The sequence below is a fragment of the Paenibacillus sp. FSL M7-0896 genome, from assembly GCF_037975415.1.
Classification (GTDB): Bacteria; Bacillota; Bacilli; order Paenibacillales; family Paenibacillaceae; genus Paenibacillus_AQ; species Paenibacillus_AQ silagei.
Map to the genome: position 1 here is coordinate 6,470,539 of NZ_CP150250.1, position 22,157 is coordinate 6,492,695.

27 protein-coding genes and 12 tRNA genes are annotated in these 22,157 nt (G+C 52.6%); 2 read left to right on the forward strand and 37 right to left on the reverse strand.

Annotated elements, in window-relative coordinates:
• Positions 1–461: 461 nt before the first annotated feature.
• The 25 genes from ppc to MKY12_RS27925 form a co-directional block, all read right to left on the reverse strand.
• Positions 462–3,254: a phosphoenolpyruvate carboxylase gene (ppc, locus tag MKY12_RS27805; protein WP_209879643.1), complete on the reverse strand. Its 2,793-nt coding sequence runs from the start codon at positions 3,252–3,254 to the stop codon at positions 462–464.
• Between the two features lie 299 nt (positions 3,255–3,553).
• A complete protein-coding gene (locus MKY12_RS27810) occupies positions 3,554–3,832 on the reverse strand; it encodes a holin (protein WP_209879696.1) in 279 nt (92 codons plus the stop codon).
• Entirely contained in the window at positions 3,832–4,542 is a 711-nt protein-coding gene (locus tag MKY12_RS27815) for a M15 family metallopeptidase (RefSeq protein WP_339311709.1), read from the reverse strand. Before MKY12_RS27815 ends, MKY12_RS27810 begins: the two co-directional genes overlap by 1 nt.
• Complete coding sequence (locus MKY12_RS27820; RefSeq protein ID WP_209879649.1) at positions 4,514–4,906, reverse strand: hypothetical protein; 393 nt, start codon at positions 4,904–4,906, stop codon at positions 4,514–4,516. The genes MKY12_RS27815 and MKY12_RS27820 overlap by 29 nt, the downstream gene beginning before the upstream one ends.
• Positions 4,893–5,090, reverse strand: a complete 198-nt coding sequence (locus MKY12_RS27825; RefSeq protein WP_339311711.1) for a hypothetical protein — start codon at positions 5,088–5,090, stop codon at positions 4,893–4,895. Before MKY12_RS27825 ends, MKY12_RS27820 begins: the two co-directional genes overlap by 14 nt.
• A gap of 1 nt (position 5,091) precedes the next feature.
• A complete protein-coding gene (locus MKY12_RS27830; protein WP_036724518.1) occupies positions 5,092–5,409 on the reverse strand; it encodes a hypothetical protein in 318 nt (105 codons plus the stop codon).
• 170 nt (positions 5,410–5,579) lie between these two features.
• Positions 5,580–5,711 carry a hypothetical protein gene (locus tag MKY12_RS27835; RefSeq protein WP_339220485.1) on the reverse strand — a complete coding sequence of 44 codons (132 nt, stop codon included), beginning with the start codon at positions 5,709–5,711 and terminating at the stop codon, positions 5,580–5,582.
• A gap of 56 nt (positions 5,712–5,767) precedes the next feature.
• Positions 5,768–6,241: an XkdW family protein gene (locus tag MKY12_RS27840; protein ID WP_339311713.1), complete on the reverse strand. Its 474-nt coding sequence runs from the start codon at positions 6,239–6,241 to the stop codon at positions 5,768–5,770.
• 15 nt (positions 6,242–6,256) lie between these two features.
• On the reverse strand, positions 6,257–7,729 hold the full coding sequence (locus MKY12_RS27845; protein WP_339311715.1) for a hypothetical protein: 1,473 nt from the start codon (positions 7,727–7,729) through the stop codon (positions 6,257–6,259).
• A gap of 11 nt (positions 7,730–7,740) precedes the next feature.
• Complete coding sequence (locus MKY12_RS27850) at positions 7,741–8,352, reverse strand: putative phage tail protein (RefSeq protein WP_339311717.1); 612 nt, start codon at positions 8,350–8,352, stop codon at positions 7,741–7,743.
• A 2-nt stretch (positions 8,353–8,354) separates the two neighbouring features.
• Positions 8,355–8,690 carry a hypothetical protein gene (locus MKY12_RS27855; RefSeq protein ID WP_081751111.1) on the reverse strand — a complete coding sequence of 112 codons (336 nt, stop codon included), beginning with the start codon at positions 8,688–8,690 and terminating at the stop codon, positions 8,355–8,357.
• 12 nt (positions 8,691–8,702) lie between these two features.
• Positions 8,703–9,725, reverse strand: coding sequence for a DUF2793 domain-containing protein (locus MKY12_RS27860; protein WP_339311718.1), 1,023 nt, complete (start codon positions 9,723–9,725; stop codon positions 8,703–8,705).
• Between the two features lies 1 nt (position 9,726).
• The gene (locus MKY12_RS27865) at positions 9,727–10,140 is read right to left on the reverse strand and encodes a phosphoglucomutase (protein WP_209879667.1); all 414 of its coding nucleotides are present in this window, start codon (positions 10,138–10,140) and stop codon (positions 9,727–9,729) included.
• A gap of 1 nt (position 10,141) precedes the next feature.
• Positions 10,142–11,200 carry a baseplate J/gp47 family protein gene (locus MKY12_RS27870; RefSeq protein WP_339311720.1) on the reverse strand — a complete coding sequence of 353 codons (1,059 nt, stop codon included), beginning with the start codon at positions 11,198–11,200 and terminating at the stop codon, positions 10,142–10,144.
• Positions 11,193–11,621 (reverse strand): DUF2634 domain-containing protein, encoded by a 429-nt coding sequence (locus MKY12_RS27875; RefSeq protein ID WP_339311722.1) that lies wholly within the window; start codon positions 11,619–11,621, stop codon positions 11,193–11,195. Before MKY12_RS27875 ends, MKY12_RS27870 begins: the two co-directional genes overlap by 8 nt.
• On the reverse strand, positions 11,618–11,911 hold the full coding sequence (locus MKY12_RS27880) for a DUF2577 domain-containing protein (protein WP_209879675.1): 294 nt from the start codon (positions 11,909–11,911) through the stop codon (positions 11,618–11,620). Before MKY12_RS27880 ends, MKY12_RS27875 begins: the two co-directional genes overlap by 4 nt.
• A 5-nt stretch (positions 11,912–11,916) precedes the next feature.
• On the reverse strand, positions 11,917–12,879 hold the full coding sequence (locus MKY12_RS27885) for a hypothetical protein (RefSeq protein WP_339311724.1): 963 nt from the start codon (positions 12,877–12,879) through the stop codon (positions 11,917–11,919).
• A gap of 12 nt (positions 12,880–12,891) precedes the next feature.
• Positions 12,892–13,638 carry a LysM domain-containing protein gene (locus MKY12_RS27890; RefSeq protein ID WP_076081822.1) on the reverse strand — a complete coding sequence of 249 codons (747 nt, stop codon included), beginning with the start codon at positions 13,636–13,638 and terminating at the stop codon, positions 12,892–12,894.
• Between the two features lies 1 nt (position 13,639).
• Positions 13,640–15,472 (reverse strand): hypothetical protein, encoded by a 1,833-nt coding sequence (locus MKY12_RS27895; protein ID WP_339311726.1) that lies wholly within the window; start codon positions 15,470–15,472, stop codon positions 13,640–13,642.
• Positions 15,473–15,664: 192 nt separating this feature from the next.
• The gene (locus MKY12_RS27900) at positions 15,665–16,087 is read right to left on the reverse strand and encodes a phage portal protein (protein WP_036696211.1); all 423 of its coding nucleotides are present in this window, start codon (positions 16,085–16,087) and stop codon (positions 15,665–15,667) included.
• A 169-nt stretch (positions 16,088–16,256) separates the two neighbouring features.
• Entirely contained in the window at positions 16,257–16,727 is a 471-nt protein-coding gene (locus tag MKY12_RS27905; protein ID WP_036724540.1) for a phage tail tube protein, read from the reverse strand.
• Between the two features lies 1 nt (position 16,728).
• Positions 16,729–18,051: a phage tail sheath family protein gene (locus MKY12_RS27910; RefSeq protein ID WP_036724542.1), complete on the reverse strand. Its 1,323-nt coding sequence runs from the start codon at positions 18,049–18,051 to the stop codon at positions 16,729–16,731.
• Positions 18,051–18,257 carry a hypothetical protein gene (locus tag MKY12_RS27915; protein ID WP_339311727.1) on the reverse strand — a complete coding sequence of 69 codons (207 nt, stop codon included), beginning with the start codon at positions 18,255–18,257 and terminating at the stop codon, positions 18,051–18,053. The genes MKY12_RS27910 and MKY12_RS27915 overlap by 1 nt, the downstream gene beginning before the upstream one ends.
• Entirely contained in the window at positions 18,254–18,676 is a 423-nt protein-coding gene (locus MKY12_RS27920) for a DUF6838 family protein (protein ID WP_339311728.1), read from the reverse strand. Before MKY12_RS27920 ends, MKY12_RS27915 begins: the two co-directional genes overlap by 4 nt.
• Positions 18,677–19,056: 380 nt before the next feature.
• Positions 19,057–19,557: an ArpU family phage packaging/lysis transcriptional regulator gene (locus tag MKY12_RS27925; RefSeq protein WP_051477960.1), complete on the reverse strand. Its 501-nt coding sequence runs from the start codon at positions 19,555–19,557 to the stop codon at positions 19,057–19,059.
• A gap of 298 nt (positions 19,558–19,855) precedes the next feature.
• Between MKY12_RS27925 and MKY12_RS27930 the strand changes: the two genes are divergently transcribed.
• Together MKY12_RS27930 and MKY12_RS27935 are read left to right on the forward strand one after the other, a co-directional pair.
• Positions 19,856–20,296 (forward strand): helix-turn-helix domain-containing protein, encoded by a 441-nt coding sequence (locus MKY12_RS27930; RefSeq protein ID WP_339251563.1) that lies wholly within the window; start codon positions 19,856–19,858, stop codon positions 20,294–20,296.
• Positions 20,297–20,341: 45 nt separating this feature from the next.
• Entirely contained in the window at positions 20,342–20,755 is a 414-nt protein-coding gene (locus tag MKY12_RS27935) for an ImmA/IrrE family metallo-endopeptidase (protein ID WP_036696270.1), read from the forward strand.
• Positions 20,756–20,835: 80 nt separating this feature from the next.
• Here MKY12_RS27935 and MKY12_RS27940 read toward each other — a convergent pair.
• The 12 genes from MKY12_RS27940 to MKY12_RS27995 all read right to left on the reverse strand — a co-directional run bounded on the left by MKY12_RS27940 (position 20,836) and on the right by MKY12_RS27995 (position 22,148).
• Positions 20,836–20,909: transfer RNA gene (locus MKY12_RS27940), tRNA-Pro, on the reverse strand.
• Positions 20,910–20,926: 17 nt separating this feature from the next.
• Positions 20,927–21,000: transfer RNA gene (locus MKY12_RS27945), tRNA-Gly, on the reverse strand.
• 12 nt (positions 21,001–21,012) lie between these two features.
• Positions 21,013–21,086 (reverse strand) — tRNA-Pro (locus tag MKY12_RS27950).
• 135 nt (positions 21,087–21,221) lie between these two features.
• Positions 21,222–21,298 (reverse strand) — tRNA-Arg (locus MKY12_RS27955).
• Between the two features lie 8 nt (positions 21,299–21,306).
• Positions 21,307–21,381, reverse strand: a tRNA-Gly gene (locus tag MKY12_RS27960).
• A 7-nt stretch (positions 21,382–21,388) separates the two neighbouring features.
• Positions 21,389–21,472, reverse strand: a tRNA-Leu gene (locus MKY12_RS27965).
• Positions 21,473–21,487: 15 nt separating this feature from the next.
• Positions 21,488–21,560, reverse strand: a tRNA-Lys gene (locus MKY12_RS27970).
• A 5-nt stretch (positions 21,561–21,565) separates the two neighbouring features.
• A tRNA-Gln gene (locus MKY12_RS27975) sits at positions 21,566–21,639 on the reverse strand.
• 53 nt (positions 21,640–21,692) lie between these two features.
• Positions 21,693–21,768: transfer RNA gene (locus tag MKY12_RS27980), tRNA-Val, on the reverse strand.
• 140 nt (positions 21,769–21,908) lie between these two features.
• Positions 21,909–21,983: transfer RNA gene (locus MKY12_RS27985), tRNA-Glu, on the reverse strand.
• A gap of 12 nt (positions 21,984–21,995) precedes the next feature.
• Positions 21,996–22,071, reverse strand: a tRNA-Thr gene (locus MKY12_RS27990).
• A 1-nt stretch (position 22,072) separates the two neighbouring features.
• Positions 22,073–22,148: transfer RNA gene (locus MKY12_RS27995), tRNA-Asn, on the reverse strand.
• Positions 22,149–22,157 lie beyond the last annotated feature (9 nt).

A 22,157-nucleotide genomic window follows, 5' to 3' on the forward strand; every position in this document is an offset into this window, starting at 1 on the left:
ATAATGTGCTGGAAAAGCTTGCTGCCGGGTTGCTGGCGGCTGATCGCTGGAGGAACCCCCTGGCCCCCCTGGCGGCTGATTAGTCGGGGACTGCGCAGAACATTTGGACTTCCGGTCGCTGTTATTGGCAGATTTCTTGATTGGAACCGCTAGCTGCGGTTGAAATCTGCCAATAAAGGCGAACGCTATCGCTCCTACAGTTCCAAATTTCCGCTCCGCCCCCTCCATCAGCCTGGTTCCCCCCACTGCTTTTCTTGTTGCCCAAAGTATATCTCAGGCAACAATGGGGTGGGGCATGGGCTCGGCCGGGTCTGCGACTCCCGGCCTCCCTGGAACGGCAAAAACCCCGTCCCTCCTCTTGGTAAGGGGGGAACAGGGTTGAAGAACAACGCATTCAAAATCTTAAAGCGGCTTCGCCGACTTTTTAGATCAAGATCGTCAGAGCGAATGCTCATACACCATCAGCCGGTATTCCGAAGACCGGCAGCAATACCATTGATCGTGAGCAGTACCTCACGCAGCAGCTCAGCGTCATCCCCCTCAGCCTCACGCAGGGCGCGAAGCTCAGCGAGGAGCTGAACCTGCAGGTAGCTGAGCGGATCAACGTACGGGTTACGCAGGCGGATAGATTCCTGAATGACCGGAACATTATCCAGAATGTCCTGCTGGCCGGTGATCTGAAGGATCAGCTCGGAGGTCAGCTTGAACTCAGCCTCGATCTGGCCGAAGATTCGCGCACGTGCTTCCTCGTTCTTGCCCATTCCGGCGTATTCCTTGGCGATGACAAGATCCGCCTTCGCAATAGCCATCTGCAGCGTATCGATCAGGGTCGTGAAGAATGAGAAGTTCGCATACATATGCTGCATGATCTTCATATTCTCTTCCTTGCCCTCATAGAAGCTCTGCAGACCGGTTCCGGCGGCATACCATGCTGGAAGCAGATAACGGCTCTGCGTCCAAGCGAATACCCAAGGAATCGCACGCAGGTCCTCGAAGCGCTCGCTATTCTTCCGCTTCGAAGGGCGTGAGCCGATATTCAGCTCGCCTACCTCCGGCAGCGGGGTTGATTCTTTGAAATACGTCAGGAAATCCGGATCACGGAAGATCAGATCCTGATACTTGTTCAGCGAGACTTCAGAGATACGGGCAATAATCTCATCCCACTTGGCCTCGTACAGATCCGCTTGCGGCGATCTGGCATGAATAGCGGCCGTAATCAGAGCGGATGTCGCCTGCTCCAGACTGCGGTAAGCAATGCCTTTCATCGAATACCGGGAGGAGATAACCTCGCCCTGCTCGGTAATCTTAATCCCGCCGCCGATGGTGGAAGCCGGCTGGGCCAGAATGCTCCGGTTGAGCGGCATACCGCCGCGTCCGAGGGCGCCGCCCCGTCCATGGAAGAATTTCAGCTTAATGCCGAACTCATCGGCAGTCGCTGTGATCTGCTTCAGGGCCACACGCAGTTCCCAGTTCGCGGTAACCACGCCGCCGTCTTTATTACTGTCGGAATATCCCAGCATAATCTCCTGCAGATCATTCATCGCACGGACCGCATCGCGGTAGATCGGCATGTTGAGCAGTGTACGCATAATCTGCGGCGCATCATGCAGGTCGTCAATCGTCTCGAACAGCGGCACAGCCTGCAGAGTACAGACTACCGTACCGTCGTTGTCTTTGCGGAACAAGCCGACTTCCTTGGAGAAGACCATAACCTCCAGAATATCGCTTGCCGCCTCCGCCATACTGATCAGATAGCTTGTGATACACTGCTTGCCGTATTCCTCCTGCGCCTCATAGATCGCACGGTATACCGCCAGGCATTCCTCTGTCCCTTCACTATACGACTGGTAAGGGGAAGTCAGCGGACGCGGATCATTCAGCAGCTTCTCCAGCAGCACAATCTTCTCTTGCTCCGACAGCTTGGAGTAATCCGGTGTAACATTCATCTTGGCCAGAACCTCTGTCATTGCATTCTCATGCTCCTGGCTGTGCTGGCGGACATCCAGCGTAGAGGTGTGGAAGCCGAACAGCTCCACCTGACGAATCAGCTTCTTAATGTAGGTATCTGCTACATAATCGGCGTAGTGATGCCGCAGGCTGCGGTCAATCACGTTCAGGTCGTCGATGAATTGAGCCGGGGATGCGTAGCGCTCTGGTGTTCCTTTTTTCTCATCGTCCAGCACATTCTGTGTCTTGGAGATCATATAGCTGAGCTTAATCCGGTAAGGCTCGTTATCATTACGCCAGGCATCGACCCGGTTAAGATTGATAATATTCCGGTCTGCCTCAATGGATTCCAGCAGTTCCGGCGTCACATTCACAATGCTTGTACTAAAGCTCAGGTACTGCATCAGCTCGCGCATAATACGCTGGTATTCACGAATAGCCAGCTTACGCTGCAAACGGAGGGTCTGCAAGGTAACGGATGCCTTCACGGAAGGGTTGCCGTCGCGGTCTCCCCCGATCCATGAACCGAAACGCAGATAGGTCGGCACATGCCAGTTCTGGCCCGGATAATATTTGCTCAGACAGCGCTCAAGCTCCTGATATACATCCGGCAGCACTTCAAAAATCGTCTCATGGAAGTAATACATCCCGTTACGCACTTCATCCAGCACCGTTGGCTTGCGGTCACGCAGTTCATCGGTCTGCCACAAGGTAATAACCTCATTCAGCAGCTTCTCCCGGAGCTGTTCCCGTTCGCGGAACGTTAGCGTCGGATTATCCAAGCCCATGACGTCGTCGGAGATCCGTTTGTGGATATCGAGAATCGCACGGCGCATAGCTTCAGTAGGGTGAGCGGTCATAACCAGCTCGAGTGACATGCCGCTCATAATCTCAAGAACCTCTTCGTGGGAGAAATCCCGTTCGCGAAGCTCCTGAACCGCGCTCTCAATCGACCCCGGCTGTACAGTCTCCCCGGCAGAACGTTCGTAGTCGCGTTTACGGCGAATCCGGTGGTTCTGCTCGGCGATATTCACCAGCTGGAAATAAATCGCAAAGGCACGGATCACCTGATGGCGATTCTCCGGGTCCAGTGAGCTAATCAGCTCTTTAAATTCGTTGTGCAGTTCAGGCAAAAACAATGAGCGCAGCGATTTGCTGGTCTCCCGGATTTTCTCCACAATATCCAGCAGTTCGTTGCCGCCTTGGTGTACCAAGACTTCGCCCAGTATGTTCCCCAGGAACCGTACGTCCCGCCGCAGCAGATTGTTGGAGTTGCTTTTGCTAACGGTAGTCGTAAGTTCGGTCATGCTGCTCCCCCCATCCTCTTCCGGATCAATGCTCTTAACATTGTCTATTTGAAAAGCTTCCTCATATCATACAATAAAACCGCCCGGAAATCTTCAACTTTATTGCGCGGTAAAGCAGTGCAGTGATTTCGATTATACACCAAACCGGCCATTTATGCAGTCCCAAAAAATTATGTATTTCTTCCTGGTATATTCTCTCTTTGATATGTACTTTATGCAGTGTTCATGTGAAGTTATATGACGTAAAACGACAAAAAAAGCCAGCTCCGCAGAGCCGGCCGTTCATCGCAGGTTAACTTTTATTTCATTGTGTGGCCTGAGCGGTTGTTGAATGCCAATTCGAATAATCCGGTAGCCGATAACCCGGCCAATCCGCCTGCCCATAGACGCAAGGTCAACTCCAGCTCTGTAAAAGGATACGCCGCCGCTCCAACCAGCAGCCCGATGCCCAGTCCGATAAAGGGGATGCTGTTACGCGGCAAATGGGTATTATTTTTGATCAGCTGCACTAGGGCAAGAATAAAGACTGACAGGATGGAGGCAAAAGCCAATACATTATCCAGCAGTTCGCTGTTCATCATGTGATTGCTCCTTTCTGCGGGATGGTGGTGATATCAACGGTGTTGGCAGCCGGATGGTAGGCAATCTGAGCGCCCAGTGCCTCCGCAATTTTACGTGCAGGAACATAGGTCACCCCATTCTCCAGCCACCCGTCGGCAATCTTCCTGCCATTCACCTGTACTGCAACTTTCATCTGAGTCCTCATCGCTTGTTCCTCCTTGGGCTTGATGCGTTCAACCACCGCCTCCACGGCCGCAGCCGTAGGCTTTTTCCCCGTTCGCAGATCTGCCAGACTTAATCCGAAGCTCATCTGCAGATGCGGGTAATCCTTGAAGCTGTTCCAGTCGCCGCCCCATTCGAACCCGATGGCCTTAGCGTGCTGCACCACCTCCAGCCAATCCCGAATCCCATTCTGGTTCTCATCCCTGTTCATATCCCAAGAGACACTTGAACCATCCGGAAGCAGCAGCGCAAAATCCGCCGCCAATCCATAATTGTGATAGCTGTACCCGCCGCGCGCATTCGTCACGATTGCTCCCGGCCGAGTTCGCCCCAGGGCATAGAGCGCATCCTGTTCGGCAATCGTCCGCAGACCTTGCGTGATCAGAATGGGAACTCCAACAGCATAACTACGTTCAATCAGTGCAGTCGCTGCGGCAAGGACGGCGGGATGAAGTCCTTTTAACCGGGCAGCAGATTTATTCAGGAGTTGAGTTAGCGTCATCATGCGATCCCTCCCCTTTCCTGATTTCAGAGAGGACCACGAACAGATCCTGGCGTCTGGTGTACATCAAGAGGGTTAGAATGACTAGCCCTAGGGTCGTTCCCGTCTGGGCAATAGCCCAGGCATTCGATTGCAGCGAGCTTCGTATAGCGTCCGGGACGGGAGCGGAGCTGAATCTGATCCAGAAGGCCACCGCCATTTTAACCGTATACGCCCCGAGGAAAAAGAACGCCGCCAGCATAAACAGACTGACCACGCGCACCCGGAATCTTCGGCGGAAATACAAAAAAAGCGCAGCCATCAGCAGCAGCGCACAGATAAAAGATATAGAATAGGCCAGTAACAACACAATATCAATGCTGCTCATCTTCTGCCCCCCGATCATAGATTAGGAACTCGGCGAACCCGTTGTTCCTGATTTCATCCTGAATATCTTTCGAGACATTCTTGTACCTGCGGATAGAGAGCGATACTTTATGTCCTGCCAGCGCCAGCCTACGCTCTCTGTCCCGGTGCAGGGGCGATAGACGCTTGATCCACGCACTCAGCACGTTATCCCCCCCTGTCTTCTTCATTAGTACTGGTACTACCCGTATGGCTGCCTGCGGAATGGTCTATCTTCAAGCGCTGTAAGACTTCAAGCGTGGGTGCCATGAAGTCTGACCGCTCCTTGTCGAGGATATTCTGCAGCCGGTCCCTGTCCTCCTCAGCACGCTCCAGCAGTTCACGCGGCACCAGATTCCCCTTCACAATTGACCGCAAAAGCACAAGCATAATCATGAGCAGAATCAGAGCGATGATATAAGCCAGTCCATACTTATCCGCAAGCGGCAGCAGCTTCTCCAGATTCGCTACATCGTTGCTGTCCATTGCTTCACTCCCTTCTGTGTGGTTATTAAAATAGTTATTAAAGTAGTTCTATAAGACGCACTTAAGATTTAAACTTGAAGCTTCATCGTCACTGCGTTGAACATTTGGACTTAGCCCCCGGACGAGTCCGAGGGCAAAATAAAAACGCCCTCAGCGGCGCCTGTAATCATCTACTCTTCAGTTACAAGGAACGTAAGTCCGTTCTCCACCAGAATCTGCTTGACCGCAGGCTTCAGCGTAGAGGGGACCTCGCTATACTTGGTCTTCCCCAGCGTAACGCGTTGTGCAAAAAACAATGCCATTGCTCTCACCACCTTTCTATAATAGAGGTAATGCGCAGGTTAGAACCGCTGAACGATTACGTGTAGACTTGCGTGGCCATCTCCGCAATGAGATCCTCAATGAAATCCGCCCGTTTGCTGAGCGCGTTATTCTGCGCCTTTAGCCACAGATTCTCTTGCTGCAACTGCTCCAGCTCTGTCAGTACCGGCGGCTTGTTGGCCTCAGCCTCCTGGTACGCTTCCCACGCCGCCTGTAATTCAGCCTCTGTCGGCTGCGGCACCTCCAGCTTCCAGACGGCGATATGCGGGCCGCGTTCTACGAGATCATAATCCTCGCCTTCGGTCAGCAGATTGTAGTCAATGCCATGGCGGTAGTGGACGCCTTCTACGGGTTGTTCGCCGATTTCTGGCGGCTTGATCTCGTAGCGTACCCTGCCTTTGGCTTCGGCTCCCGGCCGCAGGACGGGTTCTGGGCCTTTGTCCCATACTTCAAAATTTTTAAATAGTTCTGCTTGTGGATATTTGTGCATGATTGCAAGTGATATGTTCATTTTTTAAGCCTCCTTCTATGCTACTCTTACAATTTCTAACCGTGTCCACTGATCCCCACCAATAACTGTGGTGGCTGACCCTGAGTAAATTTGTAAAATAATCTCATCGCCCGCGTTCGCATATATCAAAATGTCGCCCGAAACATCTAGATCAGAGCCTGTTCCTCTCACGTTGCAAATGTCGCGCACTGCCGAATAATTGTGTAAAATCCTTAAATACACTTGCACTCCATTTGCTACCGCTTGGCACAAAACACGCGCCTTAATTTTGTACCAACCCGCCGCCTTCGCCTTAAAAACTCCGGTTGATGTGTTATATTCAGAAAGTTGGTCGGTACTCTCGACCTCAAACCCAACAGTTGTGAACGTTACAGCGGCTACTCCAACATTAGTGGCACGATACGCCCAAACTAGGGAACGCGTACTGTACGTATTATCTCCCCATGGGTTAATAGCTCCATTGTTGGAGTGTATAACACCGCCAAATGCTGTATCATACATAACCACTGCTGTTAAATTAGAAAAGGAAACAGCAATTTGCCCTCCATATGAAGCATTATAACCAGTCGTGTTATTTGAACCAGTCATATATTGCGCTAAAATATCGCCATTTACATGAGCATATACAGCATATGATCGATTGCTTATTTCACACTCATTAAGGTAGACTTTAGTACCTTCTACATATATACCGTATGGTGCACTGGAAGAGTTTACTGCAGAGCAACGATACAAAAGAATATCCGTACAACCTCTCAAAACAAATGGCGTTGTGTTAACTGAATTCGCATTAATACCTAGCACTTCAACGCGGCACGAACAATTAAGTACCGCAACATTCTGTACAGTTCTTGTGGTACTTATAACTGAATCCCCACTTATTTGTAAAATCCCACGGCCTGAGAATCCAGATACATTTACTTCCCCCGTGTACGTACCTGCGCCAATTTTAACAATTGCCGCATGATTTACGACCATCGGGATCATACTAATCGCCTTTTGAATCGTCCTAAAAGCCCCCCCAGCCGTATTCCCCAGCCCAGTATTCCCATCATTCCCATCCGTCCGGACGTAATAGGTAACATCCGCCGTAGTCTGCTGCGGTGTAGTCACTAGATTCGCCTTGCCATTCCAGGCCATCTTCTCCGCATCGGTTACGAAGCGGTTGGACGAGTCCTGTACGATGACCGATGGCGAGTGCGTGGAAGGATGCACATAATTATTAGCCCCCTGCGCCACACTATCCAGCTTCGACTTGTCCGCTCCGGCCATCAGCCCCGCAGCAGTCGTGGTCGCAACCGCAGTAGACGCCTTGGCGTTCCATGCGGTGCGCTCCGCGGCTGTGATGTGCTTGACCGCATCCGCAGCGTGATCCTGCGCGGCCTTGACGGCTGTGTCCAGAATATCCATATTGCCGTTCAGGTCGGTGATATCTACAATGTCTGTACCATCGGGCTTTTTCAGCCCCAGATTACCCGTTGTTTTCATCGCTCACACTCCTATTCATATACTCTTAGTTCATTCCAGGTCTTGCCGTGCGCACCGTTCCAGGTGAGGGACTTCAAGGAGTCCCACCAGGTGTAGCTGTATACGAAGCTGTAATCCAGATGGGCTGGCTTAATCTCTTCCATGATCTGAATCAGCCCTGCCATATTGGCCGGGATGCCCAGCGTGCCGACGAAGCGCACCTCGAAGCTGTACGCTCCGGGCACCTCCACGACCTCCACATCTCCCCCGGAAAAGGCAGACGCCGTCCGCCGGATCATCTCCGGTGTCGTCGTGCCGCTGCCCCGCAGCTTGGCCTTGATCATCTCCCGCCTGGTGGCGTAGGACTTGTTCGGATCTGAGGCCAGTCCCAGCATCCGCTCCCAGCGGGACAGCCCCCAGGTAGCCGACTCCAGCGTCTTCTGATCATCACTGTCGGCCATGGCATAAGCCACTTCACCGCAAGCTGCACCGGCGCTGACCTGCACAGCCTCCATCTCAGGCACGCCCTGATAATAATCGGGCAGGTATTTCATTAGATCGGGAGCGGTAATCTCCGGCCCTTCCCCTGTCACACCATCTGCCGAATATGCCACAACGCCATATATACTGTCTCCATAAGCCACAACTACACCCCCTTCAGCTGATTCCAGGTCAGCGGACCCTTCGGCATATAATCATGGGTATGTGCAGCCGCCGGATAGACCGAAGGCTTTCCGTCTACACCTGACCACGGAACCGTATCCGCAGCCTGGGCATAATCGACCTTGCCGTTGTTATTCGTGTCGTAGATGCTTTTCAGCATATCGCCTGTGCTTTGGCCTGCCGCCAGCAGCATATTGCTGCTGCCGCTGCCGATGAACAGCTTGCCGCTATCCGTGCAGTAGCCCAGCTCGCCTGCGGCCAGCGTACCCAGCGCACTCTCCAGGCCGCGGCGGATTTGAATCAAAGTCTTCCGTGCCATGGTCACCGCCTCCTAGAATGTTCCGCCGTCGATAGTGCTTACCGTGAGCTGGTTGCCATTGGCCGAATCGTAGACGATACTTGAACCGTCGATGTTGACCTCGATCCCCGTCGAGTTTACCAGAATACCCTTACCCGGCTTGGCCGCAACACTGGTTGAGCCGACAACGATCCCGTTGCCTGCCCCGACGCTCAGCGTGACACTGTCCGCCTGCCCGCCGCCGGTAAGCCCATTCCCCGCCGTGATCGTCTGCAGCGCGCCGCCCGTACGCACCCAGGCGCTCCCGTTCCAGCTGTAGATTTTCTGCTCATCGTCCACATAGGCCGTCCAGCCGACAGCCGGAACATAATAAGCCCAGCTACCTGAGGCATATTCCGCAATCTGACTGGTTTTACCCGCCCAGACGCCGGTAGCGCCGGAAGGAATAATATACCGGTCTGCTTCCACGGGACTTCCTGGCGGAGCCGTCAAGTTCTGATCCTTCACCGAAGCCTGCGGTTCAATATTATGCTTGGCCAGCTCGATTTCGTTTTTGATTTTTTGCGCGGACCACAGATCTGTAATCGTCGACCCGCCATCGTTGATAACCCTGTGCTTCGCGGCATCGTTAAGATGCGTTGCAATTTCTGCGGCAGTCTTCGAATTCGTGCCGTCCGACACTTTATTGGGATGCCCTGCTGTAAGATCCGCCTTGAGCACCTTGGCATATGTGGAGCCGTCAGCGATATCGTCCACCGTTCCGCTCACATCTGTTAATTTCTGCGCATTGACCCGGCGCCAGGCGGCCCCGTCATCGAAATACAAATACCCGTTGTTACTCCCGCTGCTCACATAGTATAGACGCCCCGCCGAGGCTGCCGCAGGACGCGAAGCTTCGGGACCGGACAAGGCCCGGCCCACCATGGAGTTGGAGCTACCGTCTCCGATATAGACCTCCTTCGTATCTGTACAAAAGCCCATTTCGCCCGCCTTCAGCATCCCGTAAGTGGACAGCTCGGCCCGGGTACCACGTTTGACCTGAATGGTCTGTGCCATATTACACCTCTCTTCTAAAAGATCCGCCGTCAATCAGACCGGCCTGTTTATACCGCTCCAGTTCACGCTGCGTAGCCGTAAGCCCGCCCTGTAACTGGTTCACATCATCCGCTTCCACAGTGTCTCCCGGTGTCTCGTAAGTCACATAGACTTCGGGCACATCCGCATAGATGTTAATGAGCCGCCGCCAAGGAGCCTCGTCCGGGAAAGAGACCGAGTAATTGCGCACCTCTGTCCCGCTGAAGCGTGAGCCTGTGTACACGGCCAGCGTCTGATTGTTAATATTGTCGTGGGCCAGCAGTCCGCTGAATGCACCACCTGTAAGCCGAAGCTTCTCCTCTACAACATGACTGCCGCCGTTTGCCTTTTTGTTCAGCTTATCCTGAAAGACATCGATCTGCTCCGGATATCCCATGCTACACCTCCAGTACGACATTGCCGAACAGCGGCACTTCCGTCTCCAGCAGAGGGATATTTGCCGTCCCGCCGTTCAGCTTCAGCCCGCTATAGTCCACTACGCCCTCCGTATTCAGCAGCAATGCGCCAATAACCGATTGACTGATATAGGTAGCGGCAAAAGCCTTCTCCTTACGATACTTCTCCAGGAGTGCCGTAAAAGCTTGAATAACCGGCTGCAGTGCATAGCCGGCAGCGAGCGTAACCTTAGCTGAGACATCAACCACCTTGCCTGTGGCCGATTCCACCGTCACCACCGCTCCCACCGGAGCCTGGCCCTCGCCAAGACCCGGCGCAGGATCAATGAACTGCTGCACCTGGAAGACCAGCAGCGGGGAGGCGGGCTGATGCTCCGCGTTCACAATGACCACCTTGACCGTCTTCGGTCCGGCCCACAGCGGGAAGACCCGTGCTCCCCCTACGCCCTGGATCTGCTGTGCCCACTCCATATAATGATATTTATTGCCGCTCGTTGCAGGCCGCCGGGCCGAATCGAAGTACCGCTGCCGCAGCGCTTCATCTGTCTCCGCATCCGTGCCGGGAACCAGCAGGCCCGTAATCTCCCCCCGGGCCAGTCCCGGGATATAATCAATCGGCAGCAGCGCGCCTGAATACTGATTCCCCTCAGCCCCAGCAGTTTCGCTCTCCAGGCGGTACGTCCCGGGAGCCAGCTTCTCCGCCGCACTATAATGAAGCAGTCCCAGGGAGAAACGGCTGCCCAGCGGAATGTCCAGAGGCTGTTCGCCGCTGGTATAGAACCTCGCGCCCAGCTGCGCTTTGCCTGCCGGATGACGCTTCAATCCCGTCCAGGCAATGGTTCGTTCCAGATATTCGCCGTCTGCCGTATCCGGGAAGAACAGATTATTGCTGACCTCAAGCTCCAGATACATCTGGGCCATTTCAGCCGCCGCCGGCGCAAGCGCATCATAGATAATACTTCCCTCGCGCTTATCCAGCCCCTCTGGCACACGATCCAGCATGCGTTCCAGAAGAGCCTCGTACGTCTGATCCTCATACATTGCCAATCCCCTCCTTTCTCAGCTCCACATCACCATATATCGTGACAGCGGTACAGCTGAAGCTAACCGTATCTCCGTCAAAAAAAATCTCCACATCCTCAAGCGCCTGAATCCGCTCATCCTGGAGCAGCGCATCGCTGATCAGGCGGCGCAGCTCCGGCCGGGCCAGCAGCCTGTCCTGACCCAGCACCAGCTTCCACTCCGTTCCGTAGTCCGTGCTATAGATCAGATGCTCATAACGGCTGGTCTGCAGCACCTTGATTGCTGCCTGCTTCACCGCTTCAAGCCCGTCTACCTGCCCGCCGATCCGTCCGCGCTCCCAGTCCATCCGGTACGTCAGGCTCGGAGCATTCACCACAGCGCTCACATTCCCTTCCAGAGCTCCCGTCACAGGACCGGATCTGCCTATCGCCGGAATCATAGGTCCACCAGCCGATCGAGGACAATATAGCTCTGTCCGCCTTGCATCCGCACGAGCAGTACGCGGTCTCCCGCTTCAAGTCCACGGCGCAGCAGAATCTCCCGGCCTTCGATTACGGCCTTGCTCTCCATCACGGATTCAACCACCACCAATGCGGCTCCTGTCAGCAGCAGCCGCTGCTCCACCTGAATCTGCAGCGGCTGTGCCAGAACCACTGTCCCATAAGACAAAGCCACCGGATTTGTATTCGATACGGCCCCAAGGCTTGCCTGTTTAATAATATCGAGCATGTTGTCTACACCACCTTAATGTCTAGGGACATCGTATGCTCCCCTCCGGAAATTTTATGGCTGCATTGATCCACCAGGAACAGCTGCGTCTGGAATTCATCCAGCAGCACATAGATGAAGTTCCCAGCCCTCACCCGTATATCGCCAATAGCCTGCACAGAAAGACTGACCTTCTCACGGTTATGCTGCTTAAGCAGATTGCCTGCCTTTTCCTGAATCTGCGCAGCATTCGCATTATCGTCCGCCTTCTGGTAGAGGTGCAGGATGCCCCAGCGCTTTACATTTTCCTTATCCGTGACCGGATAGAACTCGCGTTTGCCGGTCTTTTCGTTGTCCTGGTAGAGCAGAATCGTATTGTACGTATTATCGTCGATGCTTCTTTTCAGCGAATAATCATACAGGTAATGACCTGCCCCCAGAATCACCTTCAGCAGCATGGACTGCGGACTGCGCAGCGTCAGCTTGCCAAAATCATCATAGAACGCCATCAGATGGCCCTTATACTGCAGCTCACTGCCGACCGCACCCATAATAATATCGAGCAGCTTTTTGCCGTCTTCGATCAGCGAGGGAATCTTGTACTCCGCCGGTTCCAGTAGTCCAAGCCGCAAGCCGCGGTCTTTGGCAATGGTGCTGATCACTTCAGCCGCAGTAACGTCCTGAAGCACATAACTGCCATTGCCCAGCAGATAGCGGATCTGATCGTACGCCGTCAGCTTGATCTCCTGATTCGCCCCCGTGTCGATGCTGAAAACGAAGCCGTAGAATACATCGACTCCATCTCTGCGGAACTGCACAATATCCCCGTTGCTGATCGCGAACTTTTTATGCTGATACATACCGCTGTCCACCAGCGTAAGCTCAAGCGTCGCAGGCTTGCCGGTCCGGGTGGTTTTCCACGTGATATCCGTAACGATTCCGGCAATATTCCAGATGGCGCCTTCCTTATTAATTATGATTAATTCCATCGCCACGGCCTCCTAAGACAGCTTGATCACTCGGCCAATTTTGAGCTTCTTCAGTTCGCTGTCCGAGATATTGTTCAGCTTTTGCAGCGTTTTGGATTTACTGCCGTCACCGAGCAGCTTTTGGGCCACCGACCAGAGCGTATCCCCGGCTTTGAGCGTATAGGTAGCAGGTGCTGCCTTCTCGCTTGCCCGCTTCTGCTGCTTCTTCACTTCACCGGTGCTGCCCACCTTCACAGCCAGAGCCTGATAGAACACATACTTTTTGAGTCCAAGTGTATAATCGATATCCCCCGAGGACCCCGCACTGAGCTTCCAGGAGAAGTTCTCAATACTGACCGCCATATTAATGCCAATATCCCCGGTAAAAGTCTGCTGCGCCTGCGCCCTGGCCTGCCTCAGCCAATCTGGGGTCTGCGTATTCTGCACATTCGCCGATTTCAGCCCTGAGAAAACAAACCGGACCGGCCTGCGACTGAGCATCCATTTGCGGATCAGCTCTACATACTCATAGGGCTTCAGCAGCTTTCCGGCATTCTCGCCGGAATACACCACGAACGGATAATATTGTGCCGGGAACATACTCTCAATCGTAATCTCCGTCAGCTTCGGATAAGCAATCGCATTGATTTCGCCAAAATCTACAATCGTATAGCTTTTGCCATCGCTGTTCTCCTTGATCTCCAGCGTCTCAGGGTTCACCGGAAGCCGGATCACCTCTTCATAATTATTGAAGCTCAGATAGAATCCATACTCCTCCATGTTACGTGTACACCCCCTGCGCCGTAGAGACGAACTCCTCTTTCAGCTTTTGCCCGATCTTCGTGATGATGGAGTCAATATCGCCGGAATTATTAATATTTCCGGTTGTTACCTGCACCGTCGGCGTCAGCTCGACAAAATTCTGGATCGACTGAATCTCCGCCAGCTCCCGCAGCATATCCAGATCATCGCTGGAGATATCAACCTTTTCATTGATCTTGCCTACCTCGCCTACCTTGCCGATATTACTCATGTTCTTGGCAGCAGTCTGGGCATTATTCGGAGAGGTATCCTCCTTTTGCTTGGCCGGCTCCAGCTTGGTATTGAATTTAGTAACAAGATCGTTTACTTTACCCTTGTATTCCTCCACACTCTTGGAGGTATCCACGAATTCCTTCTTCGGTGTATTGTATACATCCTTAGTCGATTTAGGTTCTACCAGAGTGCCTTGAACGTTCTTGATCATATCACTGAAGACATGCGGGTTCTCCGTCTCAAGGAAGTTAGGCTTGAAATCAGCCAAGAATTCAAAGCCTGGAACTTTGCTTAACCACCCTGCCAGCGTTTGAACTCCTTTAAGCACGAAGTTTATACCCTCGGCTATGGCCTTGACGAACCCGCCTGCAAAGCTTTCAACACCTAATGCCATTTGATACATGAAGCCCAGGAAGTTCGTGGCCAGGTCATAAAACAGCTTTTGCACCGCATACGTCGGATCAATAAATAAGTTACGGAAGAAGTCTGCAAAGGAGACAAAGTTATTGTACAGACCGATTACAAAATTCTCTATGGTTGCCCTCAGCCAGCCAAATGCTCCCCCGATAAAAGCCACTACTGCGTCTACGGATACCCCCGCTTGCTGCAAAATATAAATTAGCAGTGCTACAGCAGCAACTATTAAAAGGATTGGCCACATGCCTACAAGCCACGCGGCAGCAAGACTATACAACTGCACAATCATCGCAGCTATGAAGACAATGGCAATGGCCGCAAGGATCGGCCCTACAACATCCCAATTCTCCTGAAAAGCTGTGAACATGTACATGATGCCGTCCACCACTTCGCTAATCACCGTAGCAATGACCAAGAAGCCGTTCGCGATCAGATTTAGCGCCGTAGACATTCCTTCAGACTGAAACGCGTTGTTCAAGGTATCCAGAATCGGACGCAGCGCAACGATCGCTTTTTGCCCCATCAATTCAACTGCGTTGTCCATATTGCCCTGCAGCTTGCCCCATTTCGCCTTATCTTCGTCAGAAGCATTGGCTACTACTGCCTTGGTGCCCAGTTCTTTGACCTTATCAAATACGCTCCCAAGGTCCAGTGCTCCTAAGGAATCCTTTGCTTTGGAGAGAAAGCCGGGCTCCGCTGCCTTTTTCTCCTTCTCGGCCTTTTCTTTTTCCTTCTCTTCCGCCTTTTCCTTCTTCTTGTCCAAAATATACCCTACTGCTTTTTCACCCACGTACGTGATTAACTCGAACCCGCTGACATCCAGCGCCTTCATTATTTTTTGCACTTTTCCCATGAACCCGTTTTTTGCATCCCGGACATCATTATCACCTGGACCATCACCATCCGAACTGTCAGCAGAGCGGCGGGATCTTGACGAAGCACCTTCCTCGGACAGGCGTCTGGCTGCTTCCTGCGACTGCATGAATCCTTCCATAAAAGACTTGTTCTTCTCTTCATACACCCGCTCCAGGATCTGCTGCAGACCACTGAGCGAGTGACTGGCCCGGTTGAAATTCTGGTTCAGCCGGTCCCACTGTGAGTTTACATTTTGCCAGACTGTTAGTGCCGTTACAGGAACCAGCGCTGTACTTGTAATTTCCATTCATTCACCCCCTTCATCTCTTCTTCCCCTTGCTCCGTGCACGCTCCCGCTTCTCCTTGTCCACGCGTACGGAGATCATGGCATAGATCGCCGCGCGTTCGCGGACGGAGAGCTTCATCAGCTCATGCGGGAGAATATGCAGCTCATGGAGGGCGTAGTAGGCCAGATTCGCCTCACCATCGCCCTCGTTGATTAGTTTTTTACGTCATCCACCAGCTCGTTCATATCTGTGGCGAAGCCGTTCAGGGCCTGTACCCGCTCCCCAAGCGCAGCGAATTCTCCGGGCAGCAGCATTTTGCGCAGCAGCGATTCGGCGCCCATCACCCCGTAGGAGCGTTGAAGCTCGGTATTTTTCAGATCCGGATGCACAATGCTTGCCGTCATGAGCTTCGCCATATATTCATTGGGATCAATGTCCGTCGTGTAGGTGCCGTTCTTTCCCTTGACCTTACGGGTAGCCGCCTTGCGGCATTCCTGGTTCTCTTCCTCATTCATACTGCGCAGCTTCCAGACGGCTGGGTTACCTTCCTTATCCTTGAACCGCAGCGAGACCGCGAATTCCTCTGTTGTATCACAAGCCGCATTTTGCGCAAAAAACAAACTTAATTCACTCATGTTGTTCCTCCCAGATTCTTATTGTGTTAGGGCAGCGAAGAGGCCCGCCGCAGAATACCGCCGCACAGCGGCTATGACTTCTTTAGTGATCGTCCAGATACTTTGCGGGAGCCCCCCAACTTATTCAGTCATTTACTCTTTTACAACCTGCGGATAGCCCGCTTAAGCTTTATTGGCCGGCATTAGCCGGAGCCGCGAAGGGCTGCACCAATTCCACATCCTCGAAGGTAAAAGCAACCTCTTCCTCCAGCGCATCCGACTCCGTATCCAGCGAAGCCATAATGACACTGTCCAGATTGACATCCTTCAGCATGATGCGCTGAGCGCCCACGGTTGAGGACGGATCTTCATTGGTCACGATAATGCTGAAATATTGGTCTATCCCAGTCTTCATGTACTCCAGCATCATCTGGCGGAAACGGCTCGTCATATAGAAAATCGTCATCGTACCGCTGCCCGACCAGCCGGTCGCCTTATGCTGCACCCCGCGGCGTCCAAGCGTCTTCACTTCCGCCTTCTGCTTCTCTACAGTGGCTTCCAGGGTTTTGACATAGAACATTTCTTCCGTCTGTCCGTTAATCGTGGCATACGCCCGGCCCTCCTGGCCGGACAGCGTATCGCTGGCTCTCAAGAATGTCATCTTAGACCACCTTCACTTTCATATATACTTTTTCTACGGAATCTACCGGCTTCACAGCTACCTCCAGCACTACGCTGTCACTGTCCGCTCCAGGAGTCACTACAATATCGCTCTGTGCATTGAAGTTCTCAATCGCACCAAGGTTCTGCAGATCATTCATATAAGTGACGCACTGCGACCAGAACAGCGCACGCCCGTCCTCATTATTCGGCAATTTGCCAATGAAGTAGCTCTCAAAAATCCGCTTCAAATCACCAGCGATCCCATCCAGCACCCGCAGCACGCGGTTCTTGGAGAAGGCCTTGCCTTTGTCCGTGGAGAAGGAGGTGAACGTGTTGATATCCTGCTCTACTACAGCCCGGCCTCCGCTATAGGTGAAGAGCAGTTCTCCGTCTGTGAGCGCTTCTACAGTCTCGGAATGGCTGAAACGCACATCCGCATCTACAGCATCGTCATAGGCCTGATAAGTCAGAGATTCGTTCACAGCAGCGGCGGCAGTTGCACCGGCTACCCATGCCACGGCATGGGCTTTATCCACTACCGTCCCATCGCTCAGAATGACGCCGTTCGCCACACTGATAATGCCCTCATGATCAGCCGTAGAGTAATCGGACAACACGGCCTGCACCTTCTTGCCTTCCGTGTTACGCAGACGCTTCACATAGGCGCTATACAGCGACTTCAGCGTGTTATCCTGCGATACCAGACCTACCGTCTGGAAATCCTGAACCTCCAGTGCCGACAAGAACGCACTATGCTCCGCATTCGTGACCGTACCATTTGCCCCGCCTGCCAGCGGCAGTCCAGCGGTCACCGTCAGCGCACCGGCTTCATTCGGCTTAAATTCTACATAATCGTTCGCAGCCAGACCGGCAGCAGCGCTTACCGTCTGCTTGTCCACTTCTGCCCCGTCCAGCAGCGTCCGGACATCGAACTTAGTAGCGTCATCGATATTTTTCTCGATCACTACCTTAAGCGCATTCCCGCGTTCCCCGCCATACCGCGCAGTCGCCTGAATTCCGTTATTGGTCACAGCAGCCTTCACACCCTGATTCAGACGGTAGAGCAACAGTGTGCCTGCCCGCTTCAGCACCTCTCTTACCGGCAGCAGCTCTGCTGCCGTCAGATCGTAGCCCAGCTTTTGCTGGAAATCATCCTGTGCCGTAAGCTTTAGAATGACTCCCGCAGGCCCCCAAGGCAGTGCAAGTGCCAAGGCAGCCGTACCGCGTTCTCCCATTTTCCCTGCCACAATACCGTTCGAGGCCACATTTACGTATACCCCCGGACGCACCTTGTTTTGTGTTGTCCATGTTCCTCCAGCCATTAGATAACCTCCTTATTTAGATAACGCTCCATTAAGTGCTTAGCCTCTTCCAAGGTGTAGCTCCCGTCCTCTTGCAGAACTACCTCCAGTACATCCTTTTCCTTAGGGCCGAACAGGGCCGAGTTCCTGATCTGCTTTTTCCCAAAAACATCCGGTTCCCCGCTCCCGCGTCCCTGCTCACTTGCCGTCATTTCCTTAGAACTCATTTCAGCCGCGCCCCTTCTGTGAAGTGTCCCATCAGCTCTGCCTCTTCCACCGGCTGCTTCTGCTTCTGGAGATAGAGCATATAGTCCACGGTGAACAGTGCTCCCCGTTCCTCTGCTCCGGCTACCCAGGACTGGCGCACCACCCGATAAGCGGGATTAACACTTTCTCTTGCGTCCAGCGCCTCACAGAGCCCGTCAGCTATAGCCTCTGCATCCAGCAGACTGCCTTGCTCATAGCGGATACCGAAGCGGTAGACCGCCATGTATCTTCCTTCACGCTGCCTGTCGTAGGTTGCCGAGAGCAGCTCCAGCCTGAAGTAGGCTGACTGCGGCTTATCCCCTTCCACATAGACAGGAATATCCGGGAAAAACTGCCCCAGTGCAGCAGTGATATTCCCCCGTAGATGTTGTACCGTCATGACTTCATTCCTCTCATGATTAGATGTGGTAATCCCTCCTGCCTTTCTTGAAGTCACCCGCGGATTCGATTCAGGAAGAATAGGACCCGTCTTGTATCCGGCAATGACCGAAGGAGCTTTCACCGCGCTTGTCTGCCGGCCTGTCTTAGGCTTCGATGAGGTGGAGCATTCATGCTCCTGCGGTGTCCTTCTGCTTCATTTGCCATGTTATAATCATAGACCCCCTGAGACCTTGCGCAGGCGCTATTACAGATGAGTTAACGATAATTTCCGGTGGTAAATGGGATGGTAAACGGCGGTCCCCTCATCTGAAACAAAAAGCCGCATCACCCAAAGAGGGCAATACGGCCATGTCGATTACATATGGTAGCTGCATGTTGTCAAAAGGATTTCTGCTCCTTAGGCAGGTTCCCACCAGCGGGGGTCTTCGTGAGCGTAGCCAGAGACAACAGCTGCAGATCAGCAAGTGCAAGCGCCATCTTATAGAACGCCTTCGACCTTATTTTCACATAAGTATCCTTGCTCACCGGAGGATCGAACACATGATTGTATATCGTGTAGTCGTAGCTCTCCTCTCTGCGCATGTATCTCTCCCGCACCAGTTGTTGTTCCCTCTGGGTAAGCCGCTCTACAACCGAATCAATCACAGCACAGTACGCCCGTCTTGCAGCAGGCACATCTACATTATGCGTGGCAATCGCTGCTGTCTGATCAGTAACCGTATGGGTTGCGCCATGGAACCGTTCCGTATAGGAGTACGTAATCCCGGCCTCTTTAGCCTCAAACGTTACAGATTTGAAAATCCGGTACTTCTCCAGCATATTCTCTATAGTGACCTGAGTTCGGCGGCGGTCAAGCTCGGGCAGCGAAGATAGAATCATCATTTATACCACTCCTTAGATGTTATACAGATTTAAGAACTTTGTTGCGGACCTTTCCGGCCAAATGTGTTAAAATTCTACTTGTTCGTATATTGTTCGCCTTTTTTCATAATATACCACTTATCTACCAATTCAGTAAAACCTCATTTTAGCCCGTTTTGCAGCACAAACAAGCTAAATGCATGCCCATTCTTACCTTTTGGCAATAATAGACTCTTTATTGTTTACCTATTGGCATAAATAGCTTATAGTAAGTACAACAGCTTTTTAGGTGATTAGGGATAAGGAGTGGTTATCGATGGCAGAGGAATTCGGATACTATCTGAGACAGCTTCGGGAAGGAAAGGGATTGACCATTAATCAGCTGGCAGCGCTTGCCGGTATCAGTGGAGCCCAAATCTCACGAATCGAGAATGGATTACGGGGTGTCCCCAAGCCGGCTACCCTGCGTAAGATTGCTGAAGCGACCGATGTGTCGTACGAGGAGCTGATGGGCCATGCCGGTTATTTAACCGAGACGGAGAGCAGTACAGAGGGCGCTGTGCCTGCCTGGGCTACCAGCAAGGATAAGCGTGACTTCCGCCAAATGCTGGAGGATGATGGTGAGCTGATGTTTGATGGAATTCCCCTGAACAAGGAGGATAAGCAGCGGATCAAGGACGTATTAACCGGCCTGTTCTGGGAGGCAAAGCAGATGAACAAGCGGACCACGCCCAAGCACGATCCAGGCAAGGAGTAAGTACCAGGCAATCCAACTACTATTAACATGCTGCGGGTGAAGAATATGGATGAGCTAATCAAGCGTTTGGTCAAAAAATACAATACCAGCAGCCCCTTCGAGCTGGCTGAAGCACTGGGGATTCACATCCGGTTCATGCATCTGGGTGACGGCACCAAGGGCCTCTACTATCGGAAGTTAAGAAGAAGGTTCATCGTCATTCATAACCAGCTGCCGCTGGAGTGGCAACGATTCGTATGCGCCCATGAACTCGCGCATGACCGTCTGCACAAAGGGGTCAACCGTTTTTTTCTGGAGGAGAATTCGTATTTCTCGCCAGGCAAGCTGGAGCGGCAGGCTAACCTGTTCGCGGTTAAGCTGCTATCGGTCGGCACTGCCATTGAGCAAGATGAGTCCCTACAGAGCTATTATGCAAGGATTGGCATCCCGGCTGAGGTTGTCTTTTTTTTAGACGATTAAAGGAACATACGTTCCTTTAATGACGCAACAAAAAACTCTTACCGCAGTAAGAGTTCATTGGCCAGCCATAAGCTGTTCGATCGGGATGACACGATTTGAACATGCGACCCCCTGGTCCCAAACCAGGTGCTCTACCAAGCTGAGCTACATCCCGAAACTATGAAATTATTATGGAGCGGGTGATGGGAATCGAACCCACGCTATCAGCTTGGAAGGCTGAAGTTCTACCATTGAACTACACCCGCAAAGGTGAAATATCGGGATGACACGATTTGAACATGCGACCCCCTGGTCCCAAACCAGGTGCTCTACCAAGCTGAGCTACATCCCGTTAATGAAGTAATAATGGCGCGCCCTGAGAGATACGGATGCTGCGCATCCGATTGCGAAGTAATCCTATCGAAGCCTATGCTCCAACGAACTCGTTCGAATCTAGAGGACACTTTGAATATTCAAGAAGTAATAATGGCGCGCCCTGAGAGATTCGAACTCCCGACCTTTTGATTCGTAGTCAAACGCTCTATCCAGCTGAGCTAAGGGCGCAAAAAATTTGGAGCGGACGACGGGAATCGAACCCGCGACCCTCGCCTTGGCAAGGCGATGCTCTACCGCTGAGCCACGTCCGCAAATAAGTGGTGCGCGTGAAGGGACTTGAACCCCCACGTCTTACGACGCCAGATCCTAAGTCTGGTGCGTCTGCCATTCCGCCACACGCGCATGAATCAATAAAAGTGAGCCATGAAGGACTCGAACCTTCGACACCCTGATTAAAAGTCAGGTGCTCTACCAACTGAGCTAATGGCTCATATTTGGCAGGGGATATAGGATTCGAACCTATGATGACGGAGTCAGAGTCCGTTGCCTTACCACTTGGCGAATCCCCTACAATAGATACCTATATAATGCCCACAATCTCCCTCAAATATCAAGAACATTATGGTGGAGGCTGAGGGGTTCGAACCCCCGACCCTCTGCTTGTAAGGCAGATGCTCTCCCAGCTGAGCTAAGCCTCCATATGTATGGTGACTAATAAGGGTACTAGTTAAAAATGGTGACCCGTATGGGATACTCTTCACTCCGTTACGAGATTGCGAAGTATTCCTTACGATGCCTATGCTTCAACGAACCCAGGGAATTCTCATCCCATAAAAAATGGTGACCCGTATGGGATTCGAACCCATGTTACCTCCGTGAAAGGGAGGTGTCTTAACCCCTTGACCAACGGGCCTTAAAAAATTTGTGGAGCTCTCAACCGGATTCGAACCGGTGACCTCTTCCTTACCATGGAAGCACTCTACCTGCTGAGCTATGAGAGCATGGCTCCCCGAACAGGACTCGAACCTGTGACAACTCGATTAACAGTCGAGTGCTCTACCAACTGAGCTATCAGGGAATATTGTCC